General features: G+C 58.7%; 1 protein-coding gene. It reads left to right on the top strand.

The window, feature by feature from the left end:
* Window positions 1–373: 30S ribosomal protein S7 (gene rpsG, locus GFJ41_RS21230; protein ID WP_170076042.1), on the top strand; the 373-nt coding region annotated here is incomplete at both ends.

Raw genomic sequence — 373 nt, 5'->3', positions numbered from 1 at the left:
CTTCCGTAAGGCTCAGTGCCCTATCGTGGAGCGTCTCACCAACTCGATGATGATGCACGGACGCAACAACGGCAAGAAGCTGATGACCGTGCGCATCGTTAAACACGCCTTCGAGATCATCCACCTGCTCACTGGAGAGAACCCACTGCAGGTTCTGGTGAACGCCATCATTAACAGCGGTCCACGTGAGGACTCCACCCGTATCGGCAGAGCCGGAACGGTCAGGAGACAGGCCGTGGACGTGTCCCCGCTCCGCAGGGTCAACCAGGCTATCTGGCTGCTGTGCACCGGTGCGAGAGAGGCTGCCTTCAGGAACATTAAGACCATCGCCGAGTGTTTGGCCGATGAGCTCATCAACGCCGCTAAGGGTTCG

Source organism: Paraclostridium dentum (genome assembly GCF_012922555.1).
Lineage (GTDB): Bacteria > Bacillota > Clostridia > Peptostreptococcales > Peptostreptococcaceae > Paraclostridium > Paraclostridium dentum.
This window is presented reverse-complemented; position numbering and strand designations above follow the sequence as displayed.